This window comes from Agromyces sp. NSFZ (assembly GCF_056156205.1).
In genome coordinates, this window is sequence record NZ_CM149585.1 from 1911327 (window position 1) to 1932603 (window position 21277).

Consider the following 21277-nt stretch of genomic DNA (forward strand, 5'->3'; position numbering starts at 1 on the left):
CCAGTCGACGTCGGCACGCGCCGGAGGCGACGGCATGGGCGACACGACCATCGGATTCAGTCGCGAGGCCGCCGCGCAGTTGGCCGCCCTCGATGCCGACATCTCCGGTGAGGAGCAGGAGGCGATCAACGCCCTTCCCTCGGGCTCGGCGCTGCTCATCGTCCGACGCGGTCCGAACGCGGGCGCACGGTTCCTCCTCGACGCCGACGTCACGACGGTCGGCCGTCATCCCGACGCCGACATCTTCCTCGACGACGTCACGGTCTCGCGTCGTCACGCCGAGTTCCTCCGTCACGGCACGGCGTTCGAGGTGAAGGACCTCTCGTCGCTGAACGGCACGTACTTCGACGGCGTGCGCATCGACACCGCCCTCCTGAGCGACGGCGCAGAGGTGCAGATCGGCAAGTACCGGCTCACCTTCTACGCCTCCCGACGCGACCTGGCGCCGCTGGCGACCGGATAGTGCCCGGCACCGCCGTCTCCTCCCACGCGAGCGGCCAGGCCCAACTCCTCGGAATCGGCCAGGTGCTCGCGCTCCTCCAGCCCGAGTTCCCAGAGCTCACCCCCTCGAAGCTGCGCTTCCTCGAGGAGCAGCGGCTCGTCGCTCCCGCGCGCACCGCGGCGGGCTACCGCAAGTTCTCGCAGGCCGACGTCGACCGCATCACGGTGGTGCTCTCGATGCAGCGCGATCACTACCTGCCGCTCAAGGTCATCCGCGCGCATCTCGAGGCGATCGACGCGGGTGAGACGCCCGCGCTGCCCGGCGCCACCGACCCGGCGACGTTCCTCGCAGGCGCACGGCGGTTCCGTCGTGACGAGCTGGTGGCGGCCGCCGGTGCCACCCGCGCGCTCCTCGACGACGCGATCTCGGCGTCGCTCCTGCCCGCTGCAGAGCACTACGGCGAGGACGCCGTCGCGGTCCTGCGGTCGCTGGCAGCGCTCCGAGGCGTCGGCATCGAGGCGCGTCACCTCCGTGGCGTGCGTGCCGCGGCGGAACGCGAGGCGGCACTCGTCGAGCGCGCCATCGCTCCCTCGCGGCGGTCGGACGCGGCCGACAAGGCCCGTGCGGCCGAGCACGCGCTGGAGCTCGCCGGGCACCTCGAGACCGTGCGCGCCAGCCTCCTGCGCGCGGCGCTCGCACGCCTCGCGCGATGAACCGCGACACGCCGTGACGTTCGGCCCGATGTGTTTGGCGCAACCCCTCCGCGTGGGTAGCGTGGAACTCGCGCCGTCGGGGTGCTGGCGTGAGAGTGAGGGGCGATCGCATGAGTGAGCTCGAGCGCAGTGAACGGGCTCGGTACGACCTCGGCCTGCTCTTCACGGATGGCATGCCGGAGCACGACGACGGCACCGGGTATCGGGGAGCGGTCGCCGCCCGCGCGGCCGGCATCAGCTATCGGCAACTCGACTACTGGGCCCGCACGCAGCTCGTCGAGCCCACGGTCCGCGGGGCGGCCGGGTCGGGTTCGCAGCGCCTCTACGGGTTCCGCGACATCCTCGTCCTGAAGCTCGTCAAGCGCCTGCTCGACACGGGGATCTCGCTGCAGCAGATCCGCACGGCGGTCCTGCAGTTGCGCGAGGCCGGCATCGAGGACCTCGCGCAGACGACCCTCATGAGCGACGGGGCCAGCGTGTACCTGTGCACGTCCGACGACGAGGTCATCGATCTCGTGAACCGGGGCCAGGGCGTGTTCGGCATCGCCGTCGGCAAGGTGCTTCGCGAGGTCGAGTCGACCCTGGTCGAACTCGACACCGAGCCGGCTCACCCCATGGACGAGCTCGCCGCACGCCGCGGCGCGCGGTCGCGCAAGATCTCCTGACGCGACCCGTCGGTCGCCGAGCCTGTCGGTCGCTGAGCCTGTCGAAGCGACGGGTTCGCTGAGCCTGTCGAAGCGGTCCCTCCGACGAGCTCCTTCGACGAGCTCAGGGAGCGGAGTTCCCTTCGACGAGCTCAGGCAGCGCAGTGTGACGTCAGATGACGGGCGACTCGAGCTCGAACGGAGTCGCCGCGTACTCGCCGATGCGGGCGGTGCGCAGCACGCGGTCGAGCAGCTGGTCGAAGTGCCGTGACATCTCCTCGGCGCTCTCACCGGGCCACATGTGGAGCGGCTTCGCGGCGCCCTGCGCCTGCTGCAGCGAGGTGCGCTCGGGCAGTTGCGGCGAGAGCACGAGCGGGCCGAACATGTCGCGCAGCTCCTTGATGCGGAACTGGTGCTCGAGCGACTGCACGCGCGCCCGGTTCACGATGATGCCGAGCGGCTGCAGCCGAGGCGAGAGTCCCCGTCGGATCTCCTCGATGGCGCGGAGCGCGCGGTCGGCGGCCGCGACCGAGAACAGCCCGGGCTCGGTCACCACCGCGACGCGGTCGCTCGCCGCCCACGCGGTGCGCGTGAGGGCGTTCAGCGAGGGCGCGCAGTCGATGAGCACGAGCTCGTAGTCGGCCTCGACGTTGGCGAGCGCCTCCTCGAGCTTCCAGATGTCGCGGATCGACGGGTGCGGGCCGTCGAAGTTGATGGCTGACGGGCTGCCGATCATGACGTCGATGGTCGACTGGGGGTTCGATCTCGCCCAGCCGCTCGGGGCGATCGCCGAGCGGACGATCTTCTCCTTGGGCGACGCGAGGACGTCGGCCACGTTGAGATGACCGGCCATCTGGATATCCATGCCGGTCGAGACATCGGACTGCGGATCGAGGTCGACGACGAGGGTTCGGACGCCGCGGGCGAAGGCCGCAGACGCCAGCCCGAGCGTCACGGTCGTCTTGCCGACACCGCCCTTGAGGGAGCTGACGCTGAGTACGTGCACGAACAGATACGTTACCTTTACTACTCGGGCGATACCTAAATGTTCGCTGTGCGGAAACCCGTCTGAAAGGCCTGCATGTTCACGAAGATCCTGGTTGCCAATCGTGGGGAGATCGCCATTCGGGCGTTCCGTGCGGCCGTCGAGCTCGGTGCGAAGACTGTGGCGGTGTATCCGGTCGAGGATCGCAATTCGTTGCATCGCCTGAAGGCGGACGAGGCGTACCAGATCGGTGAGCCGGGGCATCCGGTGCGTGCGTATCTGGATGTGTCGGAGATCATCCGGGTCGCGAGGGAGTCGGGGGCGGACGCGATCTATCCGGGGTACGGGTTCCTGTCGGAGAACCCGGAGTTGGCGCAGGCTGCGGCCGAGGCGGGGATCACGTTCATCGGGCCGTCGAAGGGCGTGCTCGAGATGGCGGGCAACAAGGTCACGGCGAAGGAGTACGCGATCGCGGCGGGGGTGCCGGTGCTGAAGTCGACGCCGCCGTCGCGCGATGTCGACGCGCTCGTGGCGCAGGCCGACGAGATCGGCTTCCCGATCTTCGCGAAGGCGGTGGCCGGTGGTGGTGGTCGTGGGATGCGCCGGGTGAACTCGCGTGATGAGTTGCGTCCGGCGCTCGAGGAGGCGATGCGGGAGGCGGACAGCGCGTTCGGGGATCCGACGATGTTCCTGGAGCAGGCGGTGCTGCGGCCCCGGCATATCGAGGTGCAGGTGCTCGCGGATGCGTCGGGCGAGACGGTGCATCTGTTCGAGCGGGACTGCTCGGTGCAGCGCCGGCATCAGAAGGTGATCGAGATCGCGCCGGCGCCGAACCTGTCCGACGAGGTCCGTCAGCGGCTGTACCGGGACGCCGTGGCGTTCGCGCGTTCGATCGGGTATGTGAACGCGGGCACGGTGGAGTTCCTGGTCGACACGGCGGGCGAGCGGGCCGGTCAGCATGTGTTCATCGAGATGAACCCGCGGATCCAGGTCGAGCACACGGTGACCGAGGAGGTCACCGACGTCGACCTGGTACAGTCGCAGATCCGGATCGCAGCGGGGGAGTCCCTCGCCGACCTCGGGCTCCTGCAGGACGCGATCAAGCTTCGTGGTGCGGCGTTGCAGTGCCGCATCACGACGGAGGACCCGACGGCGGGGTTCCGTCCGGACACGGGCCGGATCACGACGTACCGGTCGCCGGGCGGCGCCGGGATCCGCCTCGATGGCGGCACGGTGAATCCGGGTGCGCAGATCAGCCCGCACTTCGACTCGATGCTCGCGAAGCTCACCTGCCGTGGCCGGGATTATCCGGCGGCGGTGGCGCGGGCGCGGCGGGCGCTGGCGGAGTTCCGGATCCGGGGGGTGTCGACGAACATCTCGTTCCTGCAGGCGGTGCTGGAGGACCCGGCGTTCATCGCGGGCGACCTTAGCACGTCGTTCATCGATGAGCGGCCGAGCCTGGTGCGGGGCCGGGTGTCGAAGGACCGGGGCACGAAGATCCTGAACTGGCTGGCGGATGTCACGGTGAACCAGCCGAACGGGCCGGCGCCGACGACGGTGCATCCGGTCGAGAAGCTGCCCGAGCTGGATCTGGCCGCGCCGGCGCCGGATGGGGCGCGGCAGCGGCTGCTGGAGTTGGGGCCGGCCGGGTTCGCGGCGGCGTTGCGGGCGCAGACGCCGCTCGCGGTGACCGAGACCACGTTCCGGGACGCGCACCAGTCGTTGCTCGCGACCCGGGTCCGGACCCGTGACCTGGTCGCGGTGGCGCCGTACGTGGCGCGGATGACGCCGGGCCTGCTCTCGGTCGAGGCGTGGGGCGGCGCGACGTACGACGTCGCGTTGCGGTTCCTCGGCGAGGACCCGTGGGAGCGGCTCGCGGCGTTGCGTGAGGTGCTGCCGAACATCAACATCCAGATGCTGCTGCGTGGCCGGAACACGGTCGGGTACACGCCGTACCCGACCGAGGTGACCGACGCGTTCGTGCGTGAGGCCGCCGCGACCGGGGTGGACATCTTCCGGATCTTCGACGCGTTGAACGACGTGTCGCAGATGCGTCCGGCGATCGATTCGGTGCTCGCGACCGGGCACACGGTCGCGGAGGTCGCGGTCTGCTACACCGGGGACCTGCTCGACCCGGCCGAGGACCTGTACACCCTGGACTACTACCTGCGGCTGGCGGAGCAGATCGTCCAGGCCGGGGCGCACATCATCGCGATCAAGGACATGGCGGGCCTGTTGCGTCCGGCCGCGGCGGAGAAGCTGGTCGGCGCGTTGCGGGACCGGTTCGACCTGCCGGTGCACCTGCACACCCACGACACCGCGGGCGGGCAGCTCGCGACCCTGCTCGCGGCCGCCCGTGCCGGGGTGGACGCGGTCGACGTCGCGAGCGCGCCGATGGCGGGCACGACCAGCCAGCCGTCGGCGTCGGCGCTGGTCGCGGCGCTCGCGCACACCGAACGCGACACCGGCATCGGGTTGCAGGCGGTCGCGGACCTGGAGCCGTACTGGGAGGCGGTGCGTCGCATCTACCGGCCGTTCGAGTCGGGCCTGCCCGGCCCGACCGGCCGGGTGTACCACCACGAGATCCCGGGCGGGCAGTTGTCGAACCTGCGTCAGCAGGCGATCGCGTTGGGGCTGGCGGACGATTTCGAGCTCATCGAGGACATGTACGCCGCCGCGAACCGGATCCTCGGCCGGGTGCCGAAGGTCACGCCGTCGTCGAAGGTGGTCGGCGACCTCGCCCTGCACCTGGCCGCGGTCAAGGCCGACCCGGCCGATTTCGCCGCGAACCCCGACAAGTACGACGTGCCCGACTCGGTGATCGGGTTCATGGCCGGCGAGCTCGGCGACCTGCCCGGCGGCTGGCCCGAACCGTTCCGCAGCAAGGTGCTCGCCGGCAAGGACATCCGGGTCGGGGTCACCGAGCTCAGCACCGAGCAGCGCGAGGCCCTCGAGGCGGACAGCGTGACCCGCCGGTCGACCCTGAACGCGTTGCTGTTCCCGGCGCCGACCCGTCAGTTCGAGCAGATCCGGGAACTGTTCGGCGACCTCTCCGCGGTGGACACCTGCGACTACCTGTACGGGCTCCGGCAGGGCTCCGAGCACGTCGTCGAGATCGACAAGGGCGTGCGCCTGTACGCCGGCCTGGAAGCGATCGGCGAGGCCGACGACAAGGGCATGCGCACCGTGATGACGATCCTGAACGGGCAGCTCCGGCCGGTGTTCGTCCGGGACCGCAGCATCGTGGTCGAGTCCCGCACGGCCGAGAAGGCGGATGCCTCCCAGCCCGGCCAGATCGCCGCACCGTTCTCGGGCGTGGTCACCCTGGCCGTCGAGGCCGGCGCCGAAGTGACCGCCGGACAGGCCGTCGCATCCATCGAGGCCATGAAGATGGAAGCCGCGATCACCTCCCCGATCACCGGCATCGTCGAACGCGTCGCGATCCCCAAGACCCAGCAGGTCGAAGCCGGCGACCTCCTCGTCGCAGTACGCCCACGATAGGCTGTCGTCGTAGTGCACTGATGGGAGGGGATATCGGTGTCTGACGACAGAGGTGGAGAAGAGACCAGGAGGCGCCGGGCGACCGGCGTTCACACCGCGCCGCTCGATCGTGATGCGCTGCAGGAGGCGAGTGCGGCGCACGCGGCGGATGCGCTCCCCGAGAGCCCGAGCGTCCGGGTCGACCTTCCACCTGTGCCGCCACCCGAGATGCCCGAGGACGAGGTGGCCGTGGCCATCGACGACGTGGCGGTGAATCCGGGAACCGTGGTGGGCTCCGCACAGGGCACCACCTCGGTCGAGGTCATCACGCCGGCGCTTGCCGGCCCCGGGTACCGCGGCGGATCCCGACGCGACCCCTCGCCGTACAGCGCCCTGCTCGCCGCCGACGCCTCGAAGCTGCGTCGCGAACGCGTGACCACCGACACCGGCAGTCACGTGGCCATCGTCGACGTGCCGGGGGAGACGGTGCCCGGCGCCGAGCTCGAGGTGCCCGAGACCTCCGAATCGCTCACCGCCGACCGGCTGATCGACCTGAATCGCACCACCCGGCCGGCCCCGCAGGGCGGGCTCAACCGCTTCCTGTACGAGGCGTCGCTGCACCTCGTGAACCTCGGAGACTCCGCGAAGGTGCGCGCTCACAAGGCGATGAGCGCGCGCATCCAGAAGCGGTTCGAGGGCGGTGCCCGATTCGTGCCCGTGCTCACTCGCAAGGGTGGCGTGGGCAAGACGACCATCACCGCGCTCCTCGGCATGGCCTTGGCCGACGCCCGCGACGACCGCATCATCGCGATCGACGCGAACCCCGACCGTGGCACCCTGGCCGAGCGCGTCGACCGCCAGACTCGCGAGACCGTGCGAGACGTGGTCACGAAGGCGTCGTCGATCGGCGGGTACACCGACTTCTCACGCTTCGTGTCCCGCGATGAGACGAGGCTCGACATCCTCGCCTCCGACACCGACCCCACGCTCTCCGAGGCGTTCGACGACAACGACTACAACGTCGTCGCCGGGCTCGCCGCGCGTTACTACTCGCTGGTCCTCACCGACTGCGGCACGGGCATCGTGCACTCCGTCATGCGCGCGACGCTGCAGCGCGCCGACGCGATCGTCATCGTGTCCGGCGGCAGCGTCGACGAAGCCCGCCTCGCGTCTGAGACGCTCACCTGGCTCGAGGCCAACGGATACGGCGAGCTCGTACGCAACGCCGTCGTCGCGATCAACCTGGCGACCCAGGGCACCCACCTCGTCAAGGTCGACGAGATCGAGGCGCACTTCCAGTCGCGTGTGCGCGAGATCGTGCGCATCCCGTACGACCCGCAGCTCGCGGCCGGATCCGTGGTGAACTGGCATGAGCTGCGTCCCGTGACCCAGCACGCGGCGCGAGAACTCGCCGCCCTCGTCGTGGAAGGCCTGCCCGCAGAGCGCGGGCACTGATTTGGAGTGCAATTGCCCGAACGTCCCATTCGCCTGTTCGGCGACCCCGTCCTGAAGACCGTCTCCGCCCCCGTCGAACAGATCGATGACGGCGTTCGTGCGCTCGTCGCGGACCTCCTCGACAGCGTCAGGCTGCCCGGGCGCGCGGGCGTGGCGGCCTCGCAGATCGGGGTGAACCTGCGCGCGTTCAGCTACAACGTCGACGGCGAGGTCGGGTACATCCTGAACCCCGAGCTCGTCGAGGTCTCGGGGGAGCCCGAGTTGCTCGACGAGGGCTGCCTCTCGGTGCCGGGGCTCTGGCACAAGACGAAGCGCTATCCGTTCGCACGGGTTCGCGGTATCGACCTCGACGGCAACGAGATCGAGCTGTCGGGCACGGGGCTCATGGCGCAGGCGTTGCAGCACGAGACCGATCACCTCGACGGGCTCCTCTATCTCGATCGGCTCGAGAAGGACGAGCGCCGGGCGGCGATGCGGGCGGTCCGCGAGTCCGACTGGTTCTGACGCGCGGGTGCCGCCGTTGCGCCACTTCGGCGCCCTCTGCACCAGCACCGCTGGCGCAGAGGCCGCGCACGTGGCGCAACGGCGGCGGCGGCTGCGACTCAGTGCACGATCGAGTGACCCTCGGTCGCCGGTGCGCCCGAGTACATCGCCTCGATCTCACCGGAGAAGTCCTCGAGGATCACGTTGCGCTTGATGCTGAGCTTCGGCGTGAGGTGACCGCTCGCCTCGGTGAGCTCGGTCGGGAGGATCGTGAACTTGCGGATCGACTCGGCGCGCGACACGGTCTCGTTCGCCGCGTCGATCGCGCGCTGCACCTCGGCGAGGACCGCCGGGTTCCTCGCCGCTTCGTCGACGCTCATGCCCGCGTCCTCGTCGTTGTTGTTGAGCCACACGGGGAGCATCTCGGGATCGAGCGTCACGAGCGCGGAGATGAACGGCTTCTTGTCGCCGACCACCACGACCTGCCCGACGAGCGGGTTCGCGCGGATGGGGTCCTCGAGGGCGGCCGGGGCGACGTTCTTGCCGCCGGCCGTGACGATGATCTCCTTCTTGCGGCCCGTGATCGAGAGGAAGCCGTCGCTGTCGAAAGAGCCGATGTCGCCGGTCTTGAACCACTCGCCGTCGAACGACTCGGCCGTGGCCTCGGGGTTCTTCCAGTACTCCTTGAAGACGTTGACACCCTTCACCTGGATCTCGCCGTCATCGGCGAGACGGACCCCGACGCCCGGGAGGGCCGGGCCGACGGTGCCGATCTTGGACTTCGTGACGAGGTTGACCGTGGCGGGCGCCGTGGTCTCGGTGAGGCCGTAGCCCTCGAGGATCGTGATGCCCAGCGAGTGGTAGAAGTGCCCGAGACGCGGGCCGAGCGGCGCCGAGCCCGACACGGCGTACTTGACGTTGCCGCCCATGGCCGTGCGCAGCTTGGCGTACACGAGTCGGTCGAAGAGCGCGAACTTCAGCTTCATGCCGAGCGGGATCTTGGCACCCGACTCCTTCGCGGCGGAGTGGGCGACGGCGGTCTCGGCGGCGGAGCGGAAGATCTTGCCCTTGCCGCCGGCTTCGGCCTTCTGCTCGGAGACGTTGTAGACCTTCTCGAACACGCGCGGCACCGCGAGGAGGAAGGTCGGCTTGAAGCTGCCGAGCGAGGGGAGGAGCTGCTTGGTGTCGGGCTGGTGGCCGACGCGCACGCCGGCGTGCACGCAGAGCACGGAGATGAACCGGGCGAACACGTGCGCAGTCGTGATGAACAGGAGCGTCGACGCGCCGTTCGGGTCGAGCACGACCTCCTTGAGCGCGACGGCCGCGTTGCGCGAGAGCTCGACGAAGTTGGCGTGGGTGAGGACGCAGCCCTTCGGCTTGCCGGTCGAGCCGGACGTGTAGATGAGCGTCGCGATGTCGGAGCCGACGGCGAGCGTGCGGCGGCGCTCGATCTCCTCGTCGGGCACGTCGGCGCCCGCGGCCACGAGCTTGTCGAGGTCGCCGAGGTCGATCTGCCACACGTTCCGGATGGCGGGCAGCTCGGGATGGACCTCGTCGAAGCGCGCGAAGTGGTCGGGCGTCTCCACGATCACGGCGATGGAGCCCGAGTCTCCGAGGTTCCACTTCACCTGGGCGGGCGAGCTCGTCTCGTAGATGGGCACGAGCACGGCGCCGGCGAACCAGGTTGCGAAGTCGATGAGCGTCCACTCGTAGCGCGTCTTGGCCATCAGGCCGATCTTGTCGCCCGGCTGGATGCCCGACGCGACGAGGCCCTTGGCGAGGGCGATGACCTGCTCGTGGAACTCGCGGGTGGTGACGGGCGACCAACCGCCGTCGGCCGTGGGAAGGGAGAACAGCACCGAGTCTGGCGTCTCCGCGACACGTTGCACCAGCAGATCGGTGGTGTTGGCCTCTGGGTCGGCGGGGACGAGGGCGGGTGTCTCGAATTCGATCACGGTAGCTCCTTCGGCAACCGGGGAGGGTCGCGCGGCTGAGCGCGTGCGAACCTCGGCGTTGGGGTCGATTACACTCTAGTCCGTTGCTCGCGCGGCCAGCAGGCCCCGAGACCGCCCGGTTCTCCCTCTCGAAAGGCAGCCTGCTGGTGCATGCGATCGGTATCGACATCGGCGGAACGAAGATCGCCGGCGCGGTCGTCGACGAACTCGGCGCCATCGTGCGAAGCGAGCGGGTGCCGACCCCCGCCGGCGACCCGGCGCGCCTCGAGGACGCCGTCGTCGAGATGATCCGATCGCTCTCGGCCGATGGGCCCGTCGCCGCGGTCGGGGTCGCCGCCGCCGGCTTCATCGACGCGGCGCAGTCCGTCGTGTACTACGCGCCGAACATCAACTGGCGCAACGAACCGTTCCGCGAGAAGCTCGAGGCCCGCGTCGGTGCGACGGTCGTCGTCGAGAACGACGCCAACGCCGCGGGCTGGGCGGAGTTCCGCTTCGGTGCGGGCCGCATGGTGAGCGACATGGTCATGCTCACGATCGGCACGGGCGTGGGCGGCGCCATCGTCGCGAGCGACCGGCTGTTCCGGGGTGGATTCGGGGCCGGCGCCGAGCTCGGGCACATGCGGCTGGTGCCGAACGGCATCGCCTGCGGCTGCGGGCAGCACGGATGCCTCGAGCAGTACGGTTCCGGCCGGGCGCTCATGCGCATGGCGGGCGAGATCGCCGACGCGGGCGGCATCGGGCTGGCGCTCGCGCGCGCCCGCGACGAGCACGGCGCGCTCGACGGCCGGATCGTCGGCGACCTCATCGCCGCCGAGGATCCGGGAGCCACTGCCGCCCTCCGCCAGCTCGGGCACTGGCTCGGCCAGGCCGCCGCCTCGCTGTCGGCGGTGCTCGACCCGCAGCGGTTCGTCTTCGGCGGCGGCGTCGCCATCGCCGGCGACCTGCTCCTCGAACCCGTGCGCGAGGCCTTCCTCGAACACCTTCCCGCTCGCGGGTACCACCCTGAACCCGACTTCGTGATCGCCGAGCTCGTGAACGACGCCGGCGTCGTCGGCGCCGCGGATCTCGCTCGCGTCTGGGTCGCTGAGCACGCCTGAGCGGCCCGGGGATAGGCTGAATCGTCGCTCGCGACGGAAGGGAGGCACGCGGTGTTCTACTGGATCATGAAGCACATCGTCGTCGGCCCGATCCTGCTGGCGATCTTCCGGCCCTGGGTCGTCGGCCTCGAGAACGTGCCCAAGGAGGGCGCGGTCGTGCTGGCCTCCAACCACCTCTCCTTCATCGACTCCATCTTCCTGCCGCTCGTCGTCGACCGCCGGGTGGTGTTCCTCGCGAAGAGCGAGTACTTCACCGGCAAGGGGCTCAAGGGCTGGGCCACGCGCGTCTTCTTCCAGGCCTCGGGCCAGCTGCCCATCGATCGCTCGGGCGGCAAGGCGTCGGAGGCTTCGCTGAACACCGGCCTCCGGGTGCTCGGCGAGGGCGGCGTGCTGGGCATCTACCCCGAGGGCACCCGGAGCCCCGACGCCCGCCTGTATCGCGGGCGCACCGGTGTCGCGCGCATGGTGCTCGAGGCCGGCGTGCCGGTCATCCCCGTCGCGATGATCGGCACCGAGCTCGTCATGCCGATCGGCACCCGCCTCCCGAAGGTGCGCCGCATCGGCATCATCATCGGCGAGCCGCTCGACTTCTCGCGCTTCCACGGGCTGGAAGGCGACCGATTCGTGTTGCGTTCCGTGACGGATGAGCTGGTCTACGAGCTCCGCGCCCTCAGCGGGCAGGAGTACGTCGACGTGTACGCCAGCTCCGTGCGAGAGCAGCGCGCGGCGCAATCGGGGTAGGCTCGAAACGGCGGCGTCGCGACGTGCGGTGCCGTTGCCCATTCATGGCGCATCGCGCCCGAACCTTCAGGACATTCCCGTGGTACAGCTCGTCGAGCCCGTCGTCTTCGCAGATCCCTCAGTGATCGACGGCCTCGACTATTGGCGCACGCTGCCGATCAAGCAGCAGCCCACGTGGCCCGACGCCGAAGCCGCGCACGCGGCATCCGCCGAGCTCGCCACGCTGCCGCCGCTCGTCTTCGCGGGCGAGGTCGACATGCTGCGCGAGCGGCTGGCCGCCGCGTCGCAGGGCAGGGCGTTCCTCCTGCAGGGCGGCGACTGCGCCGAGACCTTCGCGGGCGCGACGGCCGACCAGATCCGCAACCGCGTGAAGACCGTGCTGCAGATGGCCGTGGTGCTCACCTACGGCGCCTCGATGCCCGTCGTGAAGATGGGCCGCATGGCGGGCCAGTTCGCCAAGCCGCGCTCGAGCGACACCGAGACGCGCGGCGGCGTCACGCTGCCCGCGTACCGCGGCGACATCGTGAACGGCTACGACTTCACGCCCGAGTCGCGTGTCGCCGACCCGGCTCGCCTCATTCGCGGCTACCACATGGCCGCCTCGACGCTCAACCTCATCCGCGCGTTCACCCAGGGCGGCTTCGCCGACCTGCGTCAGGTGCACTCGTGGAACCAGGGCTTCTCGGCGAATCCGGCGAACGCTCGCTACGAGTCGCTGGCCCGCGAGATCGACCGCGCCATCAAGTTCATGGACGCCTGCGGCGCCGACTTCGAGGCGCTGCGGCACACCGAGTTCTACACGGGCCACGAGGGCCTGCTCATGGACTACGAGCGCCCGATGACGCGAATCGACTCGCGCACCGGCACGCCCTACGACACGTCCGCGCACTTCATCTGGATCGGCGAGCGCACCCGAGACCTCGATGGCGCGCACGTCGACTTCCTCTCGCGCGTGCGCAACCCCATCGGCGTGAAGCTCGGGCCCACGACGACGCCCGAGACCATGCTCGAGCTCGTCGAGAAGCTCGACCCGCACCGCGAGCCTGGCCGCCTCACGTTCATCACCCGCATGGGCGCGGGCAAGATCCGCGACGCGCTGCCGCCGCTGCTCGAGGCCATCAAGGCCAGCGACGCCAACCCGTTGTGGGTCACCGACCCCATGCACGGCAATGGCATCACGACCTCGACCGGGTACAAGACGCGTCGCTTCGACGACGTGGTCGACGAGGTCCGCGGCTTCTTCGAGGCGCACCGAGCGGCCGGTACCTACCCGGGCGGCATCCACGTGGAACTCACGGGCGACGACGTCACCGAGTGCCTCGGCGGCTCCGAGTACATCGACGAGATCACGCTCGAGACGCGCTACGAGTCGCTGTGCGACCCGCGCCTGAACCACATGCAGTCGCTCGAGCTCGCCTTCCTCGTGGCCGAGGAGCTCACCGCACGCTGAGCGGCGATCGGCGCGGGGCATCCGGCGACGGATGTCCCGCGCCCGCGTCCGGCCCGATCAGCCGAAGTTGACGGTGACCTCCGAGCCGCGCTTCAGCAGCTCGCCGGCGGCGGGGCTCTGCACGGAGGCCACGACCGCGCCTTCGAGGAATCCGGGCACGTTGCTCGTCACGCTGAACCCGAGCGCCTCGAGTTGCGCGCGCGCCTGCGCCACGGTCTGGCCGGTGATGACGTTCGGCACCTCGACGAGGTCGGGCCCCTTCGAGAGGGTCAGCACGACCGTGTCGCCCGGGCGCATGGGATCGTTCGCGTAGGTCGCGGTGACGACGTGGTCGACGGGCACCTCGTCGTGGAACTCCGCTTCGCCGAAGTCGACCACGAGCTTCACCGACTCGAGTGCGGCCTGCGCCTCGCCGACCGGCAGCCCCTCGACGGGCGGGATGGCACCCACCGAGATGACGAGCGTCACCGCGCCGAGCTCGGGGTATTCGGCGCCCGTCTCGATCGGGTTCCCGTCGCCACCCAGCACGGCGATCACGGTGCCCGCGGTGAAGTCGCCCGAGAACTGCTGCGCGTTCTCCTCGGCGACGGTGAAGTCCGCGAGGGCGTCGCGCGCCTCCGCCTCCGGCGAACCGATGACGTCGGGCATGGCGAGCATCCGCGGCCCCAGCGAGACGAACATGGTCACCGTCGAGCCGCGCTGCGCCTGCGACCCGCCCTCGGGATCGGTGCCCGACACCTGCCCCTGCGGCACCACCGGGTCGTTGCGTTCGCCCGGCACGACCTGGAAGCCGGCCTCCTCGAGCACGGTCGTGGCTTCGGCGGGCGCGAGGGTCGCGACGTCGGGCACGCTCACGAGTGCGCCCGGGCCCGCGCCGAAGAACCAGCCGGTGCCGGCGGCGAGCCCGGTGAGCAGGACCACGAGGGCGAAGATCCAGTAGCCACGCCGCTTGCGGCGCTCGGCCGTCGTCGTGAGCGCGGTCGCGTCGTCGTCGTCGGATGCCTCCGCCACCGCGGTCGGCGCGGCTGCACGGCCGCCCAGCACCGCGGTCTCGGCGGTGGCGGCACCCTCGGGCATGCCGGCATCGGCGATGACCGTCGTCGCCTGCGTCGCATACGGTTGCGAACGCGGCATCCGGATCGCCCCCTCGACCTCGCGGAGTCGCTCGAGCATCTCGCGGGCGTCGTGCGGCCGCCCGTCGGGGTCGCGCGCGGTCGCCCACAGCACGAGCTCGTCGAGCTCGTGCGGGACGCCCGGGCTCTTGGTGCTCGGCGCGGGCACCGACTCGTTGGCGTGCTGGTAGGCGATGGTCATGGGCGCCTCGCCCACGTAGGGCTGCTCGCCGGTGAGCATCTCGTACATCATGATGCCGACCGCGTACAGGTCGCTGCGCGCGTCGGCCACGCCGCGGGTGACGAGCTCGGGGGAGAGGTAGGCGATGGTGCCGAGCAGTGCCTGCCCGGTCGCGGTGTTGGCGCTCGCGGCTCGTGCGAGCCCGAAGTCGCCGAGCTTGATGCGGCCGTCGTCGGCGAGCAGCACGTTCTCGGGCTTCAGGTCGCGGTGCACGATGCCCGCCTGGTGCGCCGCCGCGAGACCCGCGAGCACGGCATCCATGATGTCGACCGTCTGCTCGGGAGTGAGCTTCTTGTAGTCCTTCAGGAGGTCGCGCAGCGTGATGCCCGGCAGATACTCCATGACGAGGTACGCCATGTCGGAGTCCTGGCCCTGGTCGAACACGTTGACCACGTTCGGGTGCGCCAGCCGGGCGGCCGAGCGGGCCTCCTGCACGAAGCGGGTCTTGAACGTGTTGTCGTCGGCGAGGTGGCCGTGCATGATCTTGATCGCGACGCGGCGCTCGAGGCGCAGATCGGTCGCGAGGTACACCGTGGCCATGCCGCCGCGGGCGATCCGCGAGCGCACCTGGTACCGGCCGTCGACCAGACGGCCGATCATCGGGTCGGCGGGCGGAGCGGTGGTCACCGTACGAGTGTACGAAGATGTGCATGCCGCATGAGGACTCGATGACGGTCAGTCGCCAGATTGCAACGGCTTCGTGATCGACGGATGCCCCGCGGGCGCCCGTCAGCCGAGTTCCGAGAGCCAGGCCCGTGCCGCAGTCTCCCACTTCGCGTAGTGGTCGGGGAACTCCGAGAGCTGCACCGCCTGCGCGGCCTGCGTGACGGTCATCGCCTCCCACCCGGGGAGGTCGAGCAGTCCCTTGGTGCGGCCCGGATTCGGGTTGGCGGCGCCGCCGTAGAACGCGGCTGTGGCGCGCACCGGGTCGAGCACCTCGTCGACCGTGCCCCAGCCCTGGCTCGGGCGCTGCTGGAACAGGCCCAGCGAGTCGCGGTCGCCGTGTCGCAGGTTCCGCAGTCCCGACTCCTGGGCTGCGGCGGCCAGGGCGACGACGATGCCCTGGTCGGGCACGCCGAGGGCGCGTCCCATCTCGATGATGATGCGTGCGTGGCCGCGCATCTCGTCGTCGAGGGGCACGTTGACGGATGCCTCGACGACGGGCTCCGGGCGCCGGATGATGAGCACCTGTCCGGGTTGGATGACGGTGGAGCCGCCGAGCTCGTTCAACCGGTCGAGATCCGCGACGGTGATGCCGTGGGCGGCGGCGATGTCGTACAGCGTGTCACCCTCCGCCACGGTGTGCGATTCGGGAGCGGCGGCCTGCGACGGGGCGGAGGCCGCGTCGGGAGCGGGCGCCGTGGTGGCCTCGCTCGGGGCGGCCGCGCCCGCGGCCGACGGCGGCAGCACGATGGACTCGCCGGGGAAGATGAGGCTTGACGTCCCGAGGCCGTTGGCGCTGAGGATGCTGCCCGCATCCAGGCCGTAGGCGGCCGCGATGCCGATGACCGTGTCGCCCTCGACCACGACGTGCTTGCGGATCTCGGGCTCGGCGGGCGGAACCGGGGTCGGAGCCGCGCCTCCGCCCGGGAGGGCGAGCCGCTGACCCGGGAAGATGAGGCTCGACCAGCTCAGGCCGTTGAGGGCGAGGACCTCGGCGGTCGCGAGACCGAACCGCTCGGCGATGCCGCTGACCGTGTCGCCGTCCACCACGAGGTACTCCACGGGCGGTGCGGTCGTCGCCACGGCTCGGGCGGTGCGCGCGCCCTCCGCCTGCAGACCCTTCGACTTCGACGGACGCTTGACGGTCTGCGGTGCCGCCTCGGCCGGCTGCACGATGCCGAGCGTGACGGCGACGGTGCTCACGACCGCGAGTGGAACCCCCAGGATGCCCCGGATGCCCCGGATGCCGCGACTCCGCCGGGCCGCGGAGCTCGCGTGGTCGGTGCGCCGCCCCTCGTCGGCGCCGGTCGACTCCGACTCGTTCGCCATGGTTCCCCCTCACGCCGAACTGGTTCTCCGACGTCGCGGCCACCGTCGCACAGCGGGTGAGGCGAGTCAACGACCTCGCCGCGAGTCCGCCGACTCCGCCCCGATCGGGGGGTCATCGCCCGGCGCGCCCTTCCCGGCGTCACTCGGCTTCTGGCAGGCTTGATCCGTGACCGACGCCGACCAGACCGACTGGCTGACCGTTCCCGACCTCGTCGAGCTGCTCGGGCAGACGCCGAGCCGCATCCGCCGCCTCATCGATGATCGGCACCTGCTGGCCAAGCGCATCGACGGCGTGCTCAAGGTGCCCGCCGTGTTCCTCCGCGACGACGCACCGTTGCCCGAGCTGCACGGCACCGCGATGGTCCTCGCCGATGCGGGCTTCACCGACGTCGAGGCGCTGGAATGGCTGCTCGCCGAGGAGGACAGCCTGGGCACGACGCCCATCGCCGCGCTGCGCGCCGGCCGCAAGTCCGAGGTGCGACGGGTCGCGCAGGCCCTCGCGTAGCCCTCGGGGCTCAGCTCGTGCGCCGGCTGACGGCCTTCGCCAGCGAACCGAGTTCCGCGCGGGCCTCCCGTGCGAGCGGCGCGTCGGCCAGGGCCGCGGTGGCCCGGGCGACGTTGTCGGCGATGATCCGCTCGATCTCGTCGACCGCCCCGCACTCGCTGATGGTGCGCTGCAGCATGCGCACCTGGTCGGCGCCGAGTTCGGGGTCGCCGAGGAGTTCGTCGAGCAGTCGGCGTTGACCGGCCGCGAGGCGCTCCCGGGCGATGGCGACGAGCATCGTGCGCTTGCCCTCGCGGAGGTCGTCGCCACTCGGCTTGCCGGTGACGTCGGGGTCGCCGTAGACGCCGAGCAGGTCGTCGCGCAACTGGTAGGCGATGCCGAGGGGCAGGCCGAAGTCGCGGAGGGCCTGCGCCTGCGCGGCGGAGGCGCCGGCGATGGCGCCGCCGATGGCGAGCGGCGACTCGACCGAGTACTTCGCCGCCTTGTAGACGATGACGCGTTCGGCGCGGGTGCGCTGTTCCGACTCCGGCTGCGTCAGCCAGGCGCGTTCCTCGAGGATGTCGAGGTACTGCCCGGCCATCACCTCGGTGCGCATTCGGATGAACTCGGCGCGCGCCGCGCGCGCGGCGGTGCGGTCGGAGAGCGCGGAGAGCCCGTCGTCGAGGAGCTCGTCGCTCCAGCCGAGGAGGAGGTCGCCGAGCAGGATCGCCGAGGCGCGACCGAAGTCGGCGCCGCTGCCGGCCCAGCCCGAGTCGCCGTGCAGGGTCTCGAACAGCCGGTGCGCGGCCGGGGCGCCGCGGCGGGTGTCGGAGTTGTCGATGATGTCGTCGTGCACGAGCGCAGCGGCGTGGAAGACCTCGAGCGCGGAGGCGGCGGAGACGACCGGGAAGAGGTCTCGCCCGCCGGTCTCGAAGGGATCGAAGCCGCGGGCGCCCACCGCCTCCCATCCCCAGTAGCAGAACAGCGCACGGAACCGCTTGCCCCCGCTGAGAAACCCCTCAGAGAAGGTGGTCAATGGGTCCAGATCGGAGCTGATGGAGCGGAGAATGGAAGTGCGTTCGGCGAGGAATTCCTCGATGCGCGCATGCACAAGATCGACGAGCCGGGAACCGTGAGCCACTCGCCTAGCCTAGCGACGCGGGGCGGGGCTAGAATGAAGGCGGATGCGTCGGTCCCGAGCCTGAGGGGAATGAGATGCCGCTTTCAGAGCAGGAGCAACGTCTTCTCGAGGAGATGGAGCGCAACCTCTATCGTAACGACGCCGATTTCGTCCATGCGGTCGGTGGGGTTCGCGGTCGTCGTCCCAACTACCGGGCGATCGTGCTCGGCGTGCTGCTCGCGGTGGCCGGCGTCGGCGCCCTGATCGCGGGCGTCGCCCTCCAGTTGCTGATCGTCGGCGTCATCGGCTTCGCGCTCATGTTCGTCGGCGTGCTCGTCGCCATCACCCCCTCGAAGCGCAGCGGCCTCGCTGCCGCACCTGCAGAACCGACGGCGCCGTCCAAGTCCCGGCGCTCGAGCGGCGGGTTCATGGACCGGCTGAACGACCGATGGGATCGCCGCCAGGAGGGCCGCGAGTAGCCCTCCACTTCCCACCACCCGCGACGGGTCGATCTTCGGATCGGCCCGTTTTCGTGTTATCCGGGCATGGCTGCGGGCTGAGATCTGCGCTCCACACCCCTCCACGGCGCCGGCCGGCGTGCGCGATCGCCCTCGAGCGGGAGCGGAGACGGAGGACTCACACCTCTGACCCTCCACCCTCCTCCACCACCGTTCCTCCGCGTGTTCACAGGGAACTCACACCCCCAGAACGGGGAAATCAGGCGGATGTCGTTGGTTCGGGGAGGGGAGTGGAGTAAAGTGGGGCTACCTGGATCCCTGGCCGGAGGAAAGGGGGTGGTGCGGTGTTCCTCGGGACCTACGAGCCGAAGCTCGACGAGAAGGGCCGCGTCATTCTTCCGGCGAAGTTCCGGGAGGAGCTGTCGAACGGGCTCGTGCTCACGCGCGGGCAGGAGCGCTGCATCTACGTGTTCAGCGTTCGCGAGTTCGAGAGCATGAGCGACAAGATCCGCCAAGCCCCGGTAACGAGCAAGCAGGCACGCGACTACATGCGCGTCTTCCTCTCGGGGGCTTCCGCGGAGACCCCCGACAAGCAGCATCGGGTCACCATCCCTGCCACGCTCCGCAGCTATGCGGGGCTCGACCGGGACCTCGCGGTCATCGGTGCGGGCGGCCGGGTGGAGATCTGGGATGCGGCGGCGTGGCAGACATACCTCGCCGAGCAGGAGGCGGCCTTCGCGGAGACGGCGGAGGAGGTGATCCCCGGGCTCTTCTAGCCCCGGGTTGCGACTCCCAGCCGTGCGCGCCTGATGCACTTCCCCGCACCAGGACGAACGGATGGGGATCGGAACCCGGGAACAGGAGTCGAAGGAATCATGGACATCGAACGCATCCACACCCCGGTCATGCTCGAGCGCACCATCGAGCTGCTCGCTCCCGCGCTCGAGGGCGACCGTGCCGTGCTCGTCGACGCGACCCTCGGCATGGGCGGCCACAGTCGCGCCTTCCTCGAGCGTTTCCCGAAGCTCACGGTCATCGGCCTCGATCGCGACACCGAGGCGCTGGCGATCGCCCGCGAGCGGCTCGCGCCCTTCGGTGATCGCGCCCGCTTCGTGCACACGGTCTACGACGGCATCGCCGACGCGGTCCGTTCCGAGGGGTACGACGAGGTGCAGGGCGTGCTCTTCGACCTGGGCGTCTCGTCGCTGCAGCTCGACCGCGCCGAGCGCGGGTTCGCCTACTCGAAGGATGCCCCGCTCGACATGCGCATGGATCCGACGCGCGGTCGCACCGCGGCCGACGTCATCGCCGAGTCGAGCGAGGAGGAGCTTCGGCGCCTGTTCTACGAGTACGGCGAGGAGAAGCTCGCACCCAGGTACGCCCGGGCGATCGTGCAGGCGCGGTCGAATGCCCCGATCACGCGGTCCGGCGAACTGGTCGAGATCATCACGAAGGCCACGCCCGTGGCCGTGCAGCGGCAGGGACATCCCGCCAAGCGCGTCTTCCAGGCCCTCCGCATCGAGGTGAACGAGGAGCTGTCGGTGCTCGAGCGCGCCATCCCGGCGGCGCTCGACCTCATCGCGGTGAACGGCCGCATGGTCGTGCTCGCCTACCAGTCGCTCGAGGACCGCATCGTGAAGCGCGCCCTCCAGGCCGCCGCGCGTTCGAGCGCGCCGGCGGGGCTCCCCATGGAGCTGCCCGAACACCGCCCGCAGTTCCGGCTCCTCGTGCGGGGCGCCGAGCTCGCGAGCGACGCCGAGCAGGCGGAGAACCCGCGTGCGAAGCCGGTGCGCCTGCGCGCCGTCGAACGAGTGAGGAGGCCGTCGTGACCGCACTGCCGGCCCAGTCCGTTCCCGCCCCACGTCGCGTCTCCGGTCCCGCCCGCCAGCGCCCGCTGCGCCCCGCGCCCGAGACGGCGGCCGTGCGCGGCCGGCCCCGCCTCGCCTACGCGATCATCGCGGTCGGCGCCGTGGCGGTCATCGTCGTCGCGCAACTGCTGCTCTCGATCGCCCTCGCGCAGGGCGCCTACGAGATCGACGCCTACCAGCTGCAGCGGGCCGAGCTGGCACGCGAGGAGCAGAAGCTGGCCGAGGACCTCGATCGTCTCGAGTCCCCGCAGTACCTCGCGATGAACGCCGAGGCACTCGGCATGGTGCCGAACGCCGAACCGGTGTACCTGCGGCTCTCCGACGGTGCGGTGCTCGGCGAGCCCACCGCCGCGAGCGCGGGCGCCGCGGCATCCGGGCCGCTCGTGCCGAATGCCCTGATCGACGGCGTGCCGCCCGTGACCGCGCAGCAGGCGGGGGAGACTCCGACCGGGGGGTCCGGCACCCAAGCGCCTGCAGGGGGCAGCGGCACGCAGGTCGCGCCGCCGCCACCGCCCGTGACCGACGGACTGCCGACGCCCGCCACGCACTGACCGAGA

General features: G+C 70.5%; 19 protein-coding genes. 14 read left to right on the plus strand and 5 right to left on the minus strand.

From position 1 onward, the window contains the following. The first annotated feature begins 34 nt into the window (after positions 1-34). The 3 genes from ACVFI9_RS09120 (at position 35) to ACVFI9_RS09130 (ending at position 1820) form a co-directional block, all read left to right on the plus strand. A complete protein-coding gene (locus ACVFI9_RS09120; RefSeq protein ID WP_474766214.1) occupies positions 35-463 on the plus strand; it encodes an FHA domain-containing protein in 429 nt (142 codons plus the stop codon). Further along, a complete protein-coding gene (ftsR, locus tag ACVFI9_RS09125; RefSeq protein WP_474765924.1) occupies positions 463-1155 on the plus strand; it encodes a transcriptional regulator FtsR in 693 nt (230 codons plus the stop codon). Before ACVFI9_RS09120 ends, ftsR begins: the two co-directional genes overlap by 1 nt. Positions 1156-1265: 110 nt before the next feature. Next, positions 1266-1820 carry a MerR family transcriptional regulator gene (locus ACVFI9_RS09130; RefSeq protein WP_474765925.1) on the plus strand — a complete coding sequence of 185 codons (555 nt, stop codon included), beginning with the start codon at positions 1266-1268 and terminating at the stop codon, positions 1818-1820. 151 nt (positions 1821-1971) lie between these two features. Here the strand turns inward: ACVFI9_RS09130 and ACVFI9_RS09135 are convergent, their stop codons facing one another. Further along, a complete protein-coding gene (locus ACVFI9_RS09135; RefSeq protein ID WP_474765927.1) occupies positions 1972-2805 on the minus strand; it encodes a ParA family protein in 834 nt (277 codons plus the stop codon). A 75-nt stretch (positions 2806-2880) separates the two neighbouring features. On the opposite strand from ACVFI9_RS09135, the gene ACVFI9_RS09140 reads away from it, so the two are divergent. The 3 genes from ACVFI9_RS09140 to def are packed head-to-tail and all read left to right on the plus strand — an operon-like array spanning position 2881 to position 8223. Continuing rightward, positions 2881-6285 carry a pyruvate carboxylase gene (locus ACVFI9_RS09140; RefSeq protein ID WP_474765929.1) on the plus strand — a complete coding sequence of 1135 codons (3405 nt, stop codon included), beginning with the start codon at positions 2881-2883 and terminating at the stop codon, positions 6283-6285. Between the two features lie 36 nt (positions 6286-6321). Then, the gene (locus tag ACVFI9_RS09145) at positions 6322-7719 is read left to right on the plus strand and encodes a MinD/ParA family ATP-binding protein (RefSeq protein ID WP_474765930.1); all 1398 of its coding nucleotides are present in this window, start codon (positions 6322-6324) and stop codon (positions 7717-7719) included. Positions 7720-7731: 12 nt separating this feature from the next. Further along, a complete protein-coding gene (gene def / locus ACVFI9_RS09150) occupies positions 7732-8223 on the plus strand; it encodes a peptide deformylase (RefSeq protein WP_474765931.1) in 492 nt (163 codons plus the stop codon). A 98-nt stretch (positions 8224-8321) separates the two neighbouring features. On the opposite strand, the gene ACVFI9_RS09155 is transcribed toward def, so the two are convergent. Beyond that, a complete protein-coding gene (locus ACVFI9_RS09155; protein ID WP_474765933.1) occupies positions 8322-10157 on the minus strand; it encodes an AMP-dependent synthetase/ligase in 1836 nt (611 codons plus the stop codon). Between the two features lie 146 nt (positions 10158-10303). Here ACVFI9_RS09155 and ACVFI9_RS09160 point away from each other — a divergent pair, with 146 nt between their 5' ends. The 3 genes from ACVFI9_RS09160 to ACVFI9_RS09170 all read left to right on the plus strand — a co-directional run bounded on the left by ACVFI9_RS09160 (position 10304) and on the right by ACVFI9_RS09170 (position 13445). Beyond that, a complete protein-coding gene (locus ACVFI9_RS09160) occupies positions 10304-11254 on the plus strand; it encodes an ROK family glucokinase (protein WP_474765935.1) in 951 nt (316 codons plus the stop codon). Positions 11255-11305: 51 nt separating this feature from the next. Continuing rightward, on the plus strand, positions 11306-11995 hold the full coding sequence (locus ACVFI9_RS09165; RefSeq protein WP_474765937.1) for a lysophospholipid acyltransferase family protein: 690 nt from the start codon (positions 11306-11308) through the stop codon (positions 11993-11995). 79 nt (positions 11996-12074) lie between these two features. Beyond that, on the plus strand, positions 12075-13445 hold the full coding sequence (locus tag ACVFI9_RS09170; protein ID WP_474765939.1) for a class II 3-deoxy-7-phosphoheptulonate synthase: 1371 nt from the start codon (positions 12075-12077) through the stop codon (positions 13443-13445). A 57-nt stretch (positions 13446-13502) separates the two neighbouring features. Here the strand turns inward: ACVFI9_RS09170 and pknB are convergent, their stop codons facing one another. Both pknB and ACVFI9_RS09180 read right to left on the minus strand, forming a co-directional pair. Then, positions 13503-15398, minus strand: a complete 1896-nt coding sequence (gene pknB, locus ACVFI9_RS09175) for a Stk1 family PASTA domain-containing Ser/Thr kinase (protein ID WP_474766216.1) — start codon at positions 15396-15398, stop codon at positions 13503-13505. Positions 15399-15527: 129 nt separating this feature from the next. Further along, a complete protein-coding gene (locus tag ACVFI9_RS09180) occupies positions 15528-16790 on the minus strand; it encodes a LysM peptidoglycan-binding domain-containing protein (protein WP_474765941.1) in 1263 nt (420 codons plus the stop codon). Between the two features lie 166 nt (positions 16791-16956). Between ACVFI9_RS09180 and ACVFI9_RS09185 the strand changes: the two genes are divergently transcribed. After that, positions 16957-17295: an Rv2175c family DNA-binding protein gene (locus ACVFI9_RS09185; protein WP_474765942.1), complete on the plus strand. Its 339-nt coding sequence runs from the start codon at positions 16957-16959 to the stop codon at positions 17293-17295. Between the two features lie 10 nt (positions 17296-17305). Here ACVFI9_RS09185 and ACVFI9_RS09190 read toward each other — a convergent pair whose 3' ends face one another. Continuing rightward, positions 17306-18415, minus strand: a complete 1110-nt coding sequence (locus ACVFI9_RS09190) for a polyprenyl synthetase family protein (RefSeq protein WP_474765944.1) — start codon at positions 18413-18415, stop codon at positions 17306-17308. 74 nt (positions 18416-18489) lie between these two features. On the opposite strand from ACVFI9_RS09190, the gene ACVFI9_RS09195 reads away from it, so the two are divergent. The 4 genes from ACVFI9_RS09195 (at position 18490) to ftsL (ending at position 21271) form a co-directional block, all read left to right on the plus strand. Further along, a complete protein-coding gene (locus ACVFI9_RS09195; protein ID WP_474765946.1) occupies positions 18490-18873 on the plus strand; it encodes a DUF3040 domain-containing protein in 384 nt (127 codons plus the stop codon). Between the two features lie 323 nt (positions 18874-19196). Beyond that, complete coding sequence (mraZ, locus tag ACVFI9_RS09200) at positions 19197-19628, plus strand: division/cell wall cluster transcriptional repressor MraZ (protein ID WP_474765947.1); 432 nt, start codon at positions 19197-19199, stop codon at positions 19626-19628. A gap of 99 nt (positions 19629-19727) precedes the next feature. Continuing rightward, positions 19728-20681, plus strand: coding sequence for a 16S rRNA (cytosine(1402)-N(4))-methyltransferase RsmH (gene rsmH, locus ACVFI9_RS09205; protein WP_474765948.1), 954 nt, complete (start codon positions 19728-19730; stop codon positions 20679-20681). After that, a complete protein-coding gene (gene ftsL, locus ACVFI9_RS09210; RefSeq protein ID WP_474765950.1) occupies positions 20678-21271 on the plus strand; it encodes a cell division protein FtsL in 594 nt (197 codons plus the stop codon). Before rsmH ends, ftsL begins: the two co-directional genes overlap by 4 nt. Positions 21272-21277: the final 6 nt, after the last annotated feature.